At 65.0% G+C, this 13240-nt stretch carries 14 protein-coding genes and 1 pseudogene; 11 read left to right on the forward strand and 4 right to left on the reverse strand.

The genetic code is table 11. The features are described 5' to 3' along the window. Positions 1 to 137: 137 nt before the first annotated feature. Both C8E02_RS11735 and C8E02_RS11740 read right to left on the reverse strand, forming a co-directional pair. Positions 138 to 428, reverse strand: coding sequence for an RnfH family protein (locus C8E02_RS11735; RefSeq protein WP_120810913.1), 291 nt, complete (start codon positions 426 to 428; stop codon positions 138 to 140). After that, positions 421 to 858: a type II toxin-antitoxin system RatA family toxin gene (locus C8E02_RS11740; protein ID WP_120810914.1), complete on the reverse strand. Its 438-nt coding sequence runs from the start codon at positions 856 to 858 to the stop codon at positions 421 to 423. Before C8E02_RS11740 ends, C8E02_RS11735 begins: the two co-directional genes overlap by 8 nt. 150 nt (positions 859 to 1008) lie before the next feature. Between C8E02_RS11740 and smpB the strand changes: the two genes are divergently transcribed. The 10 genes from smpB to C8E02_RS11790 all read left to right on the forward strand — a co-directional run bounded on the left by smpB (position 1009) and on the right by C8E02_RS11790 (position 9333). Then, on the forward strand, positions 1009 to 1455 hold the full coding sequence (smpB, locus tag C8E02_RS11745) for an SsrA-binding protein SmpB (protein WP_047965770.1): 447 nt from the start codon (positions 1009 to 1011) through the stop codon (positions 1453 to 1455). A gap of 3 nt (positions 1456 to 1458) precedes the next feature. Further along, complete coding sequence (locus tag C8E02_RS11750) at positions 1459 to 1785, forward strand: hypothetical protein (protein ID WP_120810915.1); 327 nt, start codon at positions 1459 to 1461, stop codon at positions 1783 to 1785. Between the two features lie 90 nt (positions 1786 to 1875). Further along, complete coding sequence (gene guaA, locus C8E02_RS11755) at positions 1876 to 3453, forward strand: glutamine-hydrolyzing GMP synthase (RefSeq protein ID WP_120810916.1); 1578 nt, start codon at positions 1876 to 1878, stop codon at positions 3451 to 3453. 233 nt (positions 3454 to 3686) lie between these two features. After that, complete coding sequence (locus C8E02_RS11760; RefSeq protein ID WP_120810917.1) at positions 3687 to 3938, forward strand: BufA1 family periplasmic bufferin-type metallophore; 252 nt, start codon at positions 3687 to 3689, stop codon at positions 3936 to 3938. 53 nt (positions 3939 to 3991) lie between these two features. Continuing rightward, complete coding sequence (gene bufB / locus C8E02_RS11765; RefSeq protein ID WP_245961134.1) at positions 3992 to 4846, forward strand: MNIO family bufferin maturase; 855 nt, start codon at positions 3992 to 3994, stop codon at positions 4844 to 4846. Continuing rightward, a complete protein-coding gene (locus tag C8E02_RS11770; protein ID WP_120810918.1) occupies positions 4839 to 5591 on the forward strand; it encodes an HvfC/BufC family peptide modification chaperone in 753 nt (250 codons plus the stop codon). The genes bufB and C8E02_RS11770 overlap by 8 nt, the downstream gene beginning before the upstream one ends. Continuing rightward, complete coding sequence (locus tag C8E02_RS11775) at positions 5588 to 6043, forward strand: DoxX family protein (RefSeq protein WP_245961135.1); 456 nt, start codon at positions 5588 to 5590, stop codon at positions 6041 to 6043. The genes C8E02_RS11770 and C8E02_RS11775 overlap by 4 nt, the downstream gene beginning before the upstream one ends. A gap of 46 nt (positions 6044 to 6089) precedes the next feature. Next, on the forward strand, positions 6090 to 6938 hold the full coding sequence (serB, locus tag C8E02_RS11780) for a phosphoserine phosphatase SerB (protein WP_120810919.1): 849 nt from the start codon (positions 6090 to 6092) through the stop codon (positions 6936 to 6938). A 17-nt stretch (positions 6939 to 6955) separates the two neighbouring features. Then, positions 6956 to 7468 carry a PilZ domain-containing protein gene (locus tag C8E02_RS11785; RefSeq protein WP_120810920.1) on the forward strand — a complete coding sequence of 171 codons (513 nt, stop codon included), beginning with the start codon at positions 6956 to 6958 and terminating at the stop codon, positions 7466 to 7468. Then, positions 7465 to 9333 carry a sensor domain-containing diguanylate cyclase gene (locus C8E02_RS11790; RefSeq protein WP_120810921.1) on the forward strand — a complete coding sequence of 623 codons (1869 nt, stop codon included), beginning with the start codon at positions 7465 to 7467 and terminating at the stop codon, positions 9331 to 9333. The genes C8E02_RS11785 and C8E02_RS11790 overlap by 4 nt, the downstream gene beginning before the upstream one ends. Before the next feature lie 46 nt (positions 9334 to 9379). On the opposite strand, the gene mpl is transcribed toward C8E02_RS11790, so the two are convergent. Next, on the reverse strand, positions 9380 to 10759 hold the full coding sequence (gene mpl / locus C8E02_RS11795; protein ID WP_120810956.1) for a UDP-N-acetylmuramate:L-alanyl-gamma-D-glutamyl-meso-diaminopimelate ligase: 1380 nt from the start codon (positions 10757 to 10759) through the stop codon (positions 9380 to 9382). A 93-nt stretch (positions 10760 to 10852) separates the two neighbouring features. Next, positions 10853 to 12247 carry a sodium:proton antiporter gene (locus tag C8E02_RS11800; RefSeq protein ID WP_120810922.1) on the reverse strand — a complete coding sequence of 465 codons (1395 nt, stop codon included), beginning with the start codon at positions 12245 to 12247 and terminating at the stop codon, positions 10853 to 10855. A 374-nt stretch (positions 12248 to 12621) separates the two neighbouring features. Between C8E02_RS11800 and C8E02_RS11805 the strand changes: the two are divergent. Continuing rightward, a pseudogene (locus C8E02_RS11805) lies at positions 12622 to 13109 on the forward strand (transposase); the annotation flags it as partial. Positions 13110 to 13240 lie beyond the last annotated feature (131 nt).

The following is a 13240-nucleotide window of genomic DNA, read 5'->3' on the forward strand; positions in this document are numbered from 1 at the left end:
TCTGCCGCCAAACACCAGCCCCACGCCGACAGGTACCGGGGAACGCCACCATGCCGGGCCGCCCAGAACGACAACGCCAGCGGCAAGCCGCTGGCGTGTTCAAGGTTGGCCGCAAGCCGCGGCGGCCGTACGCCCCGCTACTCCGCCTTGCCGGCCTCGGCCCGGCGGCGGCGCACCTCCTTCGGGTCGGCCTGCAACGGGCGGTAGATCTCCACGCGGTCACGATCGCGCAGCACGTGCTCCGGCGGCACCGCCTTACCGAACACGCCCAGCTGCAGGTGCGCAAGGTCGATGTCCGGAAACTCGCCGGCGATGCCGGACTGCAGCACCGCCTCGCGCGCGGTGGTGCCGGCCGGCAGCGACAGCTTGACGATCAGCTGCCGCTCCGGACGCGCATAGGCGACCTCCAGCTGCAGCCGGTCAGTCATCGCCGTACACCTTGTCGGCTTCCTTGATGAAGGCGTCGACCAGCGTGCCAGAAATGTGGCCGAACACCGGCCCGATCAGTTTTTCCAGGATCTTGCTGGAGAACTCGTAGCTGAGGCGGAACTCCACCTTGCAGCCGACATCGCCCAAAGGGTGGAAGTGCCAGCGCCCCTGCAGGTGCTTGAACGGCCCGTCCACCAGCTCCATCAGGATGCTGCTGTACGGCTCGTTATGATTGCGGGTGGTAAAGTGCTGCCTCACCTTGAGGTAATCGATGTGCAGGCTGGCGACCAGCTGGTCGCCGTCGCGGGAGTGCTCCTCCCCCTTGCTGCACCACGGTAAAAAGCGCGGGTAGTGCGCCACGTCGTCCACCAGGCGGAACATCTGCTCCGGAGTGTGGGCGACCAGGACATTTTTCTCGACAACTTGCATGATGAAAACTGTGTGGAGGTCCGTAAAAGGCGGGCACGACGGCAAGCCAAGGTTGGCCGCAGCAAGCCCATGAATTTTCGATACTTTGGCGATACGCTTTGTTCTGGTAGAATACCCGGTTTACTGCTTCGTCTTTCCGCCACCGCCGCCATGAGCATCATCGACAACCGCAAAGCGTTTCACGATTACTTCATCGAAGAAAACATCGAGGCCGGTCTGGTCCTGGAAGGCTGGGAGGTCAAGGCCATCCGCGCCGGTCGCGTGCAGCTGAAAGAAAGCTACGTCATCTACCGCAATGGCGCATTCTACCTCGTCGGCTGCCATATTACCGCACTGCAATCCGCATCGACCCACATCAAGCCCGATCCGATCCGCGACCGCAAGCTGCTGCTGAAGCAGGAGCAGATCAGCCGCCTGATCGGCAAGGTCGAGCGCGCCGGCTACACCATCGTGGCGCTGAACCTGCACTACAGCAAAGGCAACATCAAGGTCGACATCGGCCTCGCCAAGGGCAAGAAGCAGCACGACAAGCGCCAGTCGGAGAAAGAACGCGAATGGGCGCGCGAGAAACAGCGTCTGATGCGCGACAAGGGCTGAGCCATGAAACCCAGCGCCACCCAGGCCTTCATCCTCATCATCCTCGGCGCCCTGTGGCTGCTGAAAAGCACCGCGCTGCTGCCGGACACCACCACGCTGCTGGCCATACTGCTGGCGGGAGCCGGCGCCGGCTTGCTGCTGATCGATGGCCTCACCAAATCCAGCGTTGTGACCAACCCGATGCTGATCTATACCGGTGCTGCCCTCTACCTGTTCGACACCAGCAGGCTGCGCCTGAGCCACAGCCTGGCGCTGGGCATGATCCTGCTTGGCATCCTGATGCTGATCGCGCGCAGCGACCACATTCCGGAGCGGCGCCTGAAGAAATAGCGCCCGCCTGGCAGCCGCAGGCCCGGCCCCGAGTACCCGTATTCAAATCCGACTGGTGACCCGACCAGTCTTTTACATTCAAGGACAGTCATGGACAAAATCCTCATCCTCGATTTCGGCTCCCAGGTTTCCCAGCTGATCGCCCGCCGCGTACGCGAAGCGCACGTTTACTGCGAGCTGCACCCGTTCGACATGCCGCTGGCCGACATCAAGGCCTTCGCCCCGAAAGCCATCATCCTGTCCGGCGGCCCGAACTCGGTATACGAATCCGACTACCAGGCTGATCCTGCCATCTTCTCGCTCGGCCTGCCGGTACTGGGTATCTGCTACGGCATGCAGTTCATGGCGCAGAGCCTGGGCGGCAAGGTCGAGGCCGGTGACACCCGCGAATTCGGCTACGCCGAAATCCAGGCGCGTCACCACTCCAAGATCCTGGAAGGCCTGCAGGACCGCATCGACGACGCCGGCAACGGCTTCCTCGACGTGTGGATGAGCCACGGCGACAAGGTCACCGCGCTGCCGGCCGGCTTCAACGTCATCGCCGAGACCCCGTCCTGCCCGATCGCCGCGATGGCCGACGAGGCCCGCGGCTTCTACGCGGTGCAGTTCCACCCGGAAGTGACCCACACCAAGCGCGGCACCGAGATGCTGCACCGCTTCGTGCTGCACGTCGCCGGCGCCAAGCCGAGCTGGACCATGCCGAACTACATCGAGGAAGCGGTACAGAAGATCCGCGACCAGGTCGGTGACGAGGAAGTCATCCTCGGCCTGTCCGGCGGTGTCGATTCCTCGGTAGCCGCCGCGCTGATCCACCGCGCCATCGGCGACCAGCTGACCTGCGTCTTCGTCGACCACGGCCTGCTGCGCCTGAACGAAGGCAAGATGGTGATGGAAATGTTCGCGCAGAACCTGGGTGTGAAAGTGATCCAGGTCGATGCCACCGCCCAGTTCATGGGCAAGCTGGCCGGCGAGTCCGACCCGGAGAAGAAACGCAAGATCATCGGCGCCGAGTTCGTCGAGGTGTTCCAGCGCGAATCCGGCAAGCTCACCAACGCCAAGTGGCTGGCACAGGGCACCATCTATCCGGACGTGATCGAATCCGCCGGCGCCAAGACCGGCAAGGCGCACGCCATCAAGAGCCACCACAACGTCGGCGGCCTGCCAGACGACATGAACCTGAAGCTGCTGGAGCCGCTGCGCGACCTGTTCAAGGACGAAGTGCGCCAGCTGGGCGTGGCGCTGGGCCTGCCGCACGACATGGTCTACCGTCACCCGTTCCCGGGCCCGGGCCTGGGCGTGCGCATCCTCGGCGAAGTGAAAATGGAATACGCCGACCTGCTGCGCCGTGCCGACGCCATCTTCATCGAAGAGCTGCGCAACACCGTCGACGAGAAAACCGGCAAGAACTGGTACGAGCTGACCAGCCAGGCGTTCGCGGTATTCCTGCCGGTGAAGTCGGTGGGCGTGATGGGCGACGGCCGCACCTACGACTACGTGTGCGCACTGCGCGCGGTGGTAACCAGCGACTTCATGACCGCACACTGGGCGGAGCTGCCGTACAGCCTGCTCGGCCGCGTGTCCAACCGCATCATCAACGAAGTCCGCGGCCTCAACCGCGTGGTCTACGATGTATCGGGCAAGCCGCCAGCAACCATCGAGTGGGAGTGATCTGACGCGGCTCGCCGCTGACAGCGGGCAACGCCACACCCCGCCCCCCCGTGCCAAGGCGCGGGGTTTTTTGCGCCCACGGCAAGCACACCGCCCCGGACCCACGCGCCATCGCCATGCCAAAATTTTTTCGGGCATGCTGTAATGAATCAATACCGCAGGCGACTAAAGGCGGTAATGCGCGACATCGCGCATTTCATCAACCACCACCCCGACCATTCAGGAGAAACACCATGTCCGCATCCAGCACCCTGCTTGCCTCCGCCCTGACCGCCGTCATCGCCATGAGCGCGGCCGCCCCGGCCGTCGCCGCCAGCAAGGAAAAATGCTACGGCGTCGCCGCCGCAGGCAAGAACGACTGCGCCGCCAACGGCCACAGCTGCGCCGGCCAGGCCAAGCTCGACAAGGATCCGGCGGAGTGGAAATACGTCGCCGCCGGCAGCTGCACCCAGCTGGGCGGCATGTTGCAGCCGGGCAGCAAGTAAGCCTGCGCACCGGGCGGGGCACCTGCCCCGCCGGTTTTTTGCGAAAGCCGATCATGACCACCCCGCTTCCCGCCTGCGCCGGCATCGGCCTGCGCCAGCCGCACTACCGCCAGGTGCTGGACACCCTGCCCGCGCTGGGCTGGATCGAGCTGCACAGCGAGAATTTCTTTGACGGCGGCCAGCCGCTGGCAATGCTGCAAAGCCTGGCCGCAAGCTATCCGCTGTCGCTGCACGGCGTCGGCCTCGGCCTGGGTTCCGCCGCGCGCCCCGAGCCGCAGCACCTGGCGTCGCTGCAGCGGCTGCTGGCGCAGTTGCCGGTGGCGGCGGTGTCGGAGCACCTGTCGTTCAACCACGATGCCGACTACCGCTTCGCCAACGACCTGCTGCCCATCCCCTACACCCGCGCCATGCTGGCGCAGGTTGAGGCCAACGTGGCCGAGGCCCAGGACGCCATCGGCCACCCGCTGCTGCTGGAAAACCTGTCCAGCTACCTGCAGTTTCCAGGCAACGAGATGAGCGAAGCCGAATTCCTCGCCGAGCTGGTGCAGCGCACCGGCTGCGGCATTCTGCTCGACGTCAACAATCTGTACGTCAACCACGTCAATCTCGGACTGGATGTCGATGCCTTCCTCGACGCGCTGCCGGCGGCCGCCATCGGCGAGATCCACCTCGCCGGCCACAGTGAACGCCGCTTCGACGACGGCAGCAGCCTGCTGGTCGATACTCACAGCCGGCCGGTAGCGCCGGCGGTGTGGCAACTGTACCGCACGGTGATTGCCCGCATCGGGCCGCGGCCAACCCTGATCGAGTGGGACAGCGACATTCCGCCGCTGGACACGCTGCAGGCGGAGGCGGCAACGGCACAGCGCATTCTCGACACCACCGGCCGGGGGGCGTGCCATGACTGACGCACAACGCTGGCAGCACGCGCTGCTGGACGCCATCACCGCACCGCAGTGGCAGGCGCACGCCACGCTGCCGGCCAATGCGCTGGCGGTGTACCGCAACAACTACCGCGTCGGGCTGATGGAGATGCTCGCCCTCGTCTACCCCATCGTGCAGCAGCTGCTGGGTGCAGAATTCTTCGGCGCGCTGAGCCGCGAATTCGTGCGCGCCACCCCGTCGCACAGCGGCAACCTGCACCGCTACGGCGCCGGCTTCGCCGACTTCATCGCCGGCTTTGCGCCTACTGCCGAGTGGCCCTACCTGCCGGACGTGGCGCGCATGGAGTGGGCGCTGCATCGCGGCTATTACGCCCCCGACAGTGCGCGTCTCGACGTCGCCACCCTCGCCGCGCTGTCACCCGCGCAATGGGGCGCGCTGCGCCTGCCGCTGGATGCCTCGCTGAGCCTGTTGCGCTCGCCGTGGGCGCTGTCGGCGATTCACGCCTACCACCAGCCGGGTACAACAAAAGAGCCGTTCACGCTGGCACAGGCGGAAAACCTGCTGCTGTGGCGCGAGCACGGCCGGATGCAGCTGCGCCCCGTGGCCGACGCGCCGGCCGAGTTCCTGCACCGCCTGCAACAGGGCGCCACGCTGGACGAAGCCACCGCCGCCGCGCTGGCGGTAGCACCCGATTTCGCATTGCAGGACACCCTGCTGACCGGCCTGCAGCACGGCTGGTTTGCGCAAGCCCAAGGAAACCCGCCATGAACTCGCCCATCGCCTGCCTGCTGCGCCAGTCCAGCCGCGTGATCACGCCACTGGCGCCACCGCTGCAAGACCTCGCCCTGCTGGCGCTGCGCCTGTGGCTGGCGTGGGTGTTCTTCAGGTCCGGGCTGACCAAGATCGAGGACTGGGACAGCACGCTGTTCCTGTTCCACGAGGAGTACGCGGTGCCGCTGCTGCCGCCAACGTTGGCCGCATGGCTGGGCACCGGCGGCGAGCTGGTGCTGCCGGTGCTACTGGCGCTGGGGCTGGCCGGCCGCTTCGCCGCGCTCGGCCTGTTCGTGCTCAACACGGTGGCGGTGATCAGCTATCCGGCGCTGGAAGGCAGCGCGCTGGACTTCCACTACCAGTGGGGGCTGATGCTGTTTACGCTGCTGGCCTGCGGCCCCGGACGGCTGGCGCTGGACGCGCTGATCAGACGCCAGTATCGGCTGTGACATGGCATAATCGTCGGCACTGTTCACTCTCGACCCCTGCCCACGCATGAGCACGCCACAGACCCTGGTATTACAAGCCCCCACCCTCGACCAAGCCCGCATCACCGAACTGGCCGCCCTGTCCGGCGCCAGCGACAGCCGCAGCGTTGCGGCCAACGTGGTGCGTCTCGACGGTGTCGACCCCGCCCGCCGCGAGCTGGTGCTGGCGCGCGCCGAACGCCTGAGCGTGGATGCCAACTATGTCGACAGCGCGCGCCGCTTTGCCGATTTCGGGCTGCTGGTCTCGGACATGGATTCCACGCTGATCACCATCGAGTGCATCGACGAGATCGCCGACATGCAGGGGCTGAAACCGCAAGTGGCGGCCATTACCGAGCGCTCGATGCGCGGCGAGCTGGACTTTACCGAATCGCTGAAAGCGCGCGTCGCTTTGCTGGCCGGGCTGCCGGAAGCGGCACTGGCCAGCGTCTACGATGAGCGCCTGCAGCTGATGGCCGGCGCCCGTGAGCTGCTGGCCGCCTGTCGTGAGCACAGCGTGAAATTCATGCTGGTTTCCGGCGGCTTCACCTACTTCACCGAACGGCTGAAGGCGGAGCTGAACCTCGACTACTGTCACGCCAACCAGCTGGAAATCGTCGACGGCAAGCTCACCGGCCGCGTCATCGGCGACATCGTCGACGGCGCCGCCAAGCGCCGCCTGCTGATCGCGCAGCGCGAGGCACTGGGACTGAGCGCCGAGCAGGTGATCGCCATGGGCGACGGTGCCAACGACCTGCTGATGCTGGCCGAAGCCGGCGTCGGCGTCGCCACCCACGCCAAGCCGGTGGTGCGCGCCCAGGCAAGCTACACCCTCAACCATGTCGGACTGGATGGCATCCGCCACCTGTTCCTGTAGCCTGCGGCCAACCTTGTATGCCACTGCCCGAACTGGACACCGTCTACTTTGACAGCTGTTTTCCGCTGCGCTTCCACCCGGCGCCGGACGAAGTCACCCGCCACGCCGCGCAGCTGGAAACCGGCTTGGCGCTGGCGGTGCTCGCCGCGCCGCTGGACCAGGACAGTGACGGCAGCCCGCTGCTGCAACGGCTGGAAGCCAAGCTCGACTTCGTGCTGGAGCTGGGCCTGCTGGCGCGCTATCCGCAACTGCCGCCAGCGCGCCCCTGCCGCATCGGGCTGGAGGCGGTGGTGTGGCAGGACGAGCAGCCTGCCAGCGCCGGCGACAGCGGCCTGCTGCAGCTGCATCCGCACGCGCCGTCCGGCTGCCCGCTGTACCTGTTTGTGACCATCGAAGCCAGCCAGGCCAGCCCTGACGGCCACCAGCATCTGGCGCGCCTGCAGCCGCTGCGCCACGACAGCGACACCCGCCGCTGGGAGCGCTGGGTGTTCCAGCAGCATCGCCAGCACATCGGCAAGGGCAAGGCATGACGCCGACCCTGCCGCCGGAACAGCAAGCGCCGGAAGCGCAACGCGCCCGCCGTCTGCTGCGCCTGTCGTGGGTGCTGGCCCTGCTGGTACTGGCGGTGATGTGGGGCGGCGTGATCGAGGGCCTGCGCCAGCGCCAGTCGCTGCTCAGCGCCCAGCAACAGACCCAGCAGGCAGAATGGCTGCGCCTGTCCAGCGCGGCGGTGGATGACCGGCTGCGCAACCTGTACAAGGAATTGCAGCTGTTCGCCAATGACCAGCCCAGCCTGGCCCGCGACGCCACCCAGCTGTTCCCGCTGCAGGGCGGCAGCCTGTGGCTGGTGGACGCCAGTCAGCAGCAACAGCTGCGCGGACAGCAGCAGGCGCTGAGCGCAGCGGCCGCGCTGCAAGTGCGGCAATGGCTGCAAAGCCCGGCGGTGCACCCCGCGCTGACCGTGCTGCCGCTGCCGGTGATCGACAAACGCCCCGGCAACAGCGAGCTGCTGCAAGTGGTGCTGCCCTTGTGCGAGCTGGAGCGCTGTCACAGCGCGCTCACCGGCTTCCTGCGCGTCAGCGAACTACTGGATCCGGAACAGCTGGTGGATCACCCCGCCTACGCCGTGCTCGACATCAACGGCAGCGTACTGGCCAGCAATGGCAGCATGGATTTCAACGGCGACAACCTGACCCAGGTCGCCACCACCCGTCTGGGCCAGGTGCCGCTGCTGCTGGCGGCCAACTACCGCAGCAGCCAGATCATCCGCAGCTTCAACCTGTTCGCGCTGAGCCTGCTCGGTGTCGCGCTGGTGCTCAGTTGCCTGCTGCTGCTGATGATGTGGCGCATCAACCAGATCCTGCTGCATGTCGAGCACAGCAGCAGCCAGTTCAACCACGCGCAGCAGCTGCTGGCGCTGACCAACAGCAGCCTGCGCGAAAAGATGCGCACCCTGATCGACGAACAGCGCGACCAGCAGACGCTGATCGAAACGGTGCAGGTCGGCGTGCTGATCGTCGACGCCAGCGAGCTGTCCATCCTCACCAGCAACGATGCCGCCGCGCGCATGCTGGGCATGTCGCGGCAGATGCTGCAGCGGCAGACGCTGCCGGCGCTGTTCCACAACCCGCAACGCTGCGAGGAGCTGCTGGCGGTACTGCAGGAACAGCAGATCGTCACCGACCGCGAGGCGCAGCTCAACAACCACAACCACAAGGTCTGCTGGAGCATGACCTCGATGCGTTACCTGCAATTCCGCGAACGCCACGCCATCGCCGTCAGCCTGATCGACATCACCGAGCGCATCGCCCACGCCCAGCGGCTGCAGGACGAGAAACAGGCTACCGAACGCGCACTGGCGCAACTGCAGGCCACCCAGCACGAGCTGTACCAGCGCGCCACGCTGGACGACCTCACCGGGCTGGCCAATCGCCGCCACTTCCTGTCCTTCGCCGGCAAGGCGCTGGAACGCGCGCGGCTGGCCGACGACACCGTCGCCGTGGCGCTGATCGACCTCGACCACTTCAAGAACATCAACGACCGCTACGGCCACGCCGCCGGCGATGCCGCGCTGCAACACTTCGCCAGCAACCTGCGCGCGGCACTGCCGGACAGCGCGATGGCCGGGCGCATGGGTGGCGAGGAGTTTGCGTTGCTGCTGCCGGATACCTCGCTGGGCGAGGCACACGCCATCGTCGACGTGCTGCGCAACGGCATCGCCGCGCAGTCGTTCCATACCGACGGCCAGCAGCTGCAGCTGACCTTCTCCGCCGGCGTCGCCGCCAGCCGCAACGGCCACGCGCACGACCTGTCCGAGCTGCTGAAGCTGGCCGACAAGGCGCTGTATCGCGCCAAGGCCAACGGCCGCAATTGCGTGGAAAGCAGCGCACCATAAAAAAACGCCAGACCGCAGTCTGGCGTTATTGCACCGGCAAGGTGTCTTAGCCGGCCAGTGCGCTCAGCAGCTTGCCGTGGATACCGCCGAAGCCGCCGTTGCTCATCACCAGCACCTGGTCACCGTCGCGCGCCTCGGCCACGATGGCGGCCACCAGCGCGTCGATGTCGTCGAAGCACTGCGCCTTGCTGCCCAGTGGCGCCATCGCCTCGGCCACGCTCCAGCCAAGGTTGGCCGCACCAAAGCAGAACACCACATCGCCATCGGCCAGCGACTCGGGCAGTGCCGCCTTCATGGTGCCCAGCTTCATGGTATTGGAGCGCGGCTCCAGCACCGCCAGGATGCGCGTAGTGCGGCCAACCTTGTGGCGCAGGCCGGCAATGGTGGTGGTGATGGCGGTGGGGTGATGGGCGAAGTCGTCGTACACGGTCACGCCGCGCACGGTGCCCTTCACCTCCATGCGCCGCTTCACGCTCTTGAAGCGCGACAGTGCATCAATGGCCAGCGCCGGCGTGACGCCGACATGGCGCGCGGCGGCAATCGCCGCTACCGCATTCAGGCGGTTGTGTTCGCCGGGCACATTCCACTGCACGCGGCCAAGCCGTTCACCGTGCAGCAGCACGTCGAAGCTGCCGTCGGCAGCCGCCGCGCCGGCCTGCCAGCCGGCATCGCTGCCAAACTGCTCTACCGGACTCCAGCAGCCGCGTTCCAGCACGCGCTGCAGACTGGCCTCGCGGCCATTGCTCACGATCAGGCCATTGCCCGGCACGGTGCGCACCAGGTGGTGGAACTGGGTTTCGATGGCGGCCAGATCGGCAAAGATGTCGGCGTGGTCGAATTCCAGGTTGTTCAGCACCGCGGTGCGCGGGTGGTAGTGCACGAACTTGCTGCGCTTGTCGAAGAAGGCGGTGTCGTACTCGTCGGCCTCGATCACGAAGAACGGGCTGGTACTGGCCGCATCCTGACGCGGCGCACCCGGCAGCCGCGCGGAGATGCCGAAGTTTTCCGGAATGCCACCGATCAGGAAGCCCGGCTCCAGGCCGGCATCCTGCAGGATCCACGCCAGCATCGAGGTGGTGGTGGTCTTGCCGTGGGTACCGGCCACCGCCAGCACCCATTTGTCGTGCAGCACATTCTCGGCCAGCCACTGCGGGCCGGAGATGTACGGCAGGCCGCGATTCATGATTTCTTCCATCAGCGGCTTGCCGCGCGTCACCACGTTGCCGATCACGAACACGTCGGCGCCGATGTCGGCCTGCTCGGCACCAAAGCCCTGCAGCAGCTCGATGCCCATGGCCTGTAGCTGGGTGCTCATCGGCGGGTAGACGTTGGCGTCGCAGCCGGTAACCTTGTGGCCGGCGGCCTTGGCGATGGCGGCGATACCGCCCATGAAGGTGCCGCAGATACCGAGGATATGGATGTGCATGACAGAATCGCGAAAACGGAAAAACAGCAAGGATACCGGATTTCAAGCAAAAAAGGCTGCCACAGCGGGCAGCCCGGATGCCTGCGCGACGGTTTACAGCACGATCGGCGTCAGCAGCAGGAACAGCGGCAGCAGGATGCCGAACGACCAGGCCATATAACCGAAGAAGCTGGGCATCACGATGCCGCGCTGCTGTGCAATGGCCTTGACCATGAAGTTGGGCGCGTTGCCGATATAGGTGCACGCCCCCATGAACACCGCCCCCATCGAGATTGCCAGCAGCGTCGGCGCCAACGGCCCCATCAGCGTTGCCGCATCGCCCGATGCCAGATTGAAGAACACCAGATAGGTCGGCGCATTGTCGAGGAAACTGGACAGCACGCCGGTCAGCCAGAAGTACATCACATTGTCCGGGGTGCCTTGCTCGGTGGTCACCAGCTGCACCAGGGCGGCCAGCGCACCCTGCTCACCGGCCTGCAATACCGCCAGCACCGGCCCGATGGTAATGAAGATACCGGCAAACAGCTTGCCCACTTCCAGCATCGGATCCCAGTTGAATTCGTTGCCCTCGCGAATGGCTTTCGGCGTCAGCCACAGCGACAGCGCGGCAATCGCCAGCAGCAGCAGGTCGCGCACCAGGTTCTGCAGCGCCACCGGCGTGCCCAGCACATCGAAGACCACGCCCGGCTTCCAGATGCCGGACAGCAGCACCGCGGCAATCACCACACCCAGCAGCGGCAGGTTCTGCAAGCCGCTGATGCGGACCGGCGAGTCCGGCGTCCGGTCACGTGGCAACACGCCTTCTTTCCGGAACAGATAGCTGTCGATCGCATAGAAAATCAGCAGCAACGCCACCGCCATCAGCAGCACCGGCAGTGCCATTGCTTGCAGGGTCCAGCCGAAATCGACCCCCTTCAGAAAACCGAGGAACAGTGGCGGATCGCCCAGCGGCGTCAGGCCACCGCCAATATTCGCCACCAGGAAAATGAAAAACACCACCACATGGACATTGTGGCGACGGTTGTCGTTGGCCTTGATCAACGGCCGGATCAGCAGCATTGCCGCACCGGTGGTCCCCATGATCGATGCCAGCACCGTGCCCAAGGCCAGCAGGCCGGTATTCAACGCCGGCGAGCCGTGCAGGTTGCCCGCCACCAGGATGCCGCCGGACACCGTGTACAGCGCAAACAGCAGCACGACGAAGGGGATGAACTCGGCCAGCATGGCATGCACCACCAGCGCGGCCGAAGTGGCGCCACCAAAGCTCACGGTGAATGGAAGCAGAAACAGCAGGGTCCAGCCGGCAGTGATCTTGCCAAAGTGATGGTGCCAGAACTCCGGCGCCACAATCGGAAACAAGGCAATCGACAGCAGAATGCCGGCGAAGGGAACGCCCCACAGCAGGCTCAGGCTGGCGCCATCCAGCGCTGCCGCATGGGCCAGTAACGGCGTACTGCACAGCAGCAACAAGACGATCAGACGGGGCATTTTTTCTCCTCTTGGCAGACAACACTAAACCAGACAGGCACTGACCACTCCACGCCGTATCGTGCAGGAAACCGCTAGTGTTGACTTTAGTTATTCGAAGCAAGCTCGGTAGACTAGTTTTTCACAAAAAGATTCAACCGATTGACGGTTTCAAGACAACTAATGACATAGGGTTCGAATTGGATCGTGTTAGCCGAACAACGGCGACACCACTCGGCAAGACGATTCGATGGGAGTCGGAAGGCTGCGACGTCCCCCCGTATTGAGTAGCACGTGACTTTAGAGTCCAATCCACCATGACAAGGAGTTTGGACATGAAGAAATGATTCACCGAAGAACAGATCATCTGCTTCCTGCGCGAAGCAGAAGCCGGCATGCCCATTGCCGAGCTGTGCCGCAAGCACGCCTTCTCGGAAGCCAGTTACTACCTCTGGCGCAGCAAGTTTGGCGGCATGAATATCTCGGATGCCAAGCGCCTCAAAGAGCTGGAGACCGAGAATGCGCGCCTGAAGAAACTCCTGGCCGAGACGATGCTTGAGAACGAGATTGCCAAAGAGGCGCTGCGAAAAAAGTGATGAGCGTACCGTCGCGGCGGGAGCTGGTGCGCCACCTGCTGGACAAAGGGCTCAGCGAGCGTCGATCGCTGCGTCTGGCAGGCATCAGCCTCAGTTCATTCCGTTACCAGCCCGCCACCGACCGCAATGCCGTCTTGAAAGCGCAGATCATCGCGCTCGCGCAACGTCACCGACGCTACGGCACCGGCATGATTTACCTGAAGCTGCGGCAGCAAGGCATGCAGGTCAATCACAAGCGGGTGGATCGGCTCTATGCCGAGGCGTGTCTGCAAATTCGCAGGTGGAAGTGATCTGCCCCCGCCAGCCATACCAGCGATAAGGAGAGAAGTCCTAGGTTTGCATGGTAGTGGTACTGCTTGATAGTTCGGTGGCCCGCTGCTGGCGGTAGCGTGCCGCAAACACTGCTGGCGGTATCCGG

The organism is Vogesella indigofera (assembly GCF_003633895.1).
GTDB classification, from domain to species: domain Bacteria; phylum Pseudomonadota; class Gammaproteobacteria; order Burkholderiales; family Chromobacteriaceae; genus Vogesella; species Vogesella indigofera.

Bases quoted from the DNA above. Each gene is read 5' to 3' on its own strand.
- C8E02_RS11735 (WP_120810913.1), bottom strand. From the start codon at position 428: ATGACTGACCGGCTGCAGCTGGAGGTCGCCTATGCGCGTCCGGAGCGG.
- C8E02_RS11740 (WP_120810914.1), bottom strand. From the start codon at position 858: ATGCAAGTTGTCGAGAAAAATGTCCTGGTCGCCCACACTCCGGAGCAG.
- smpB (WP_047965770.1), top strand. From the start codon at position 1,009: ATGAGCATCATCGACAACCGCAAAGCGTTTCACGATTACTTCATCGAA.
- C8E02_RS11750 (WP_120810915.1), top strand. From the start codon at position 1,459: ATGAAACCCAGCGCCACCCAGGCCTTCATCCTCATCATCCTCGGCGCC.
- guaA (WP_120810916.1), top strand. From the start codon at position 1,876: ATGGACAAAATCCTCATCCTCGATTTCGGCTCCCAGGTTTCCCAGCTG.
- C8E02_RS11760 (WP_120810917.1), top strand. From the start codon at position 3,687: ATGTCCGCATCCAGCACCCTGCTTGCCTCCGCCCTGACCGCCGTCATC.
- bufB (WP_245961134.1), top strand. From the start codon at position 3,992: ATGACCACCCCGCTTCCCGCCTGCGCCGGCATCGGCCTGCGCCAGCCG.
- C8E02_RS11770 (WP_120810918.1), top strand. From the start codon at position 4,839: ATGACTGACGCACAACGCTGGCAGCACGCGCTGCTGGACGCCATCACC.
- C8E02_RS11775 (WP_245961135.1), top strand. From the start codon at position 5,588: ATGAACTCGCCCATCGCCTGCCTGCTGCGCCAGTCCAGCCGCGTGATC.
- serB (WP_120810919.1), top strand. From the start codon at position 6,090: ATGAGCACGCCACAGACCCTGGTATTACAAGCCCCCACCCTCGACCAA.
- C8E02_RS11785 (WP_120810920.1), top strand. From the start codon at position 6,956: ATGCCACTGCCCGAACTGGACACCGTCTACTTTGACAGCTGTTTTCCG.
- C8E02_RS11790 (WP_120810921.1), top strand. From the start codon at position 7,465: ATGACGCCGACCCTGCCGCCGGAACAGCAAGCGCCGGAAGCGCAACGC.
- mpl (WP_120810956.1), bottom strand. From the start codon at position 10,759: ATGCACATCCATATCCTCGGTATCTGCGGCACCTTCATGGGCGGTATC.
- C8E02_RS11800 (WP_120810922.1), bottom strand. From the start codon at position 12,247: ATGCCCCGTCTGATCGTCTTGTTGCTGCTGTGCAGTACGCCGTTACTG.